This is a genomic window from Belnapia sp. AC561, from assembly GCF_979252845.1.
Genome location: NZ_CEEDBP010000462.1, coordinates 1 through 239, shown reverse-complemented (window position 1 = coordinate 239; position 239 = coordinate 1). Strand labels below are relative to the sequence as shown.

Here is a 239-nt window from a genome sequence, read left to right as displayed (position 1 = left end):
CTGCAACTTCTTCACCTTCACCGGCACCACGTTCGCGGTGAACACCGCCAAGACCGGCTGCACCAATTTCTCCATCGGCGGCGGGCGCATCACCTACACCGGTGCCGGCGGCGCGGCCAACCCGTTGAACGTGGGCACGCAGATGGCGACCTATGCCGCGGCCGGCAGCTTCACGGCCAGCGACCTCGTCATCATCGACGGCGGCGGCAATGACTCGGCGGACCTCGTCGGTGCCTACC

General features: G+C 67.4%; 1 protein-coding gene. It reads left to right on the top strand.

Annotation, left to right across the window (positions count from 1 at the left end; translation table 11 throughout):
- Positions 1-239, top strand: a 239-nt coding sequence (locus AC0IW9_RS31850) for a hypothetical protein (RefSeq protein WP_471652277.1), incomplete at both ends; no start/stop codon positions are given.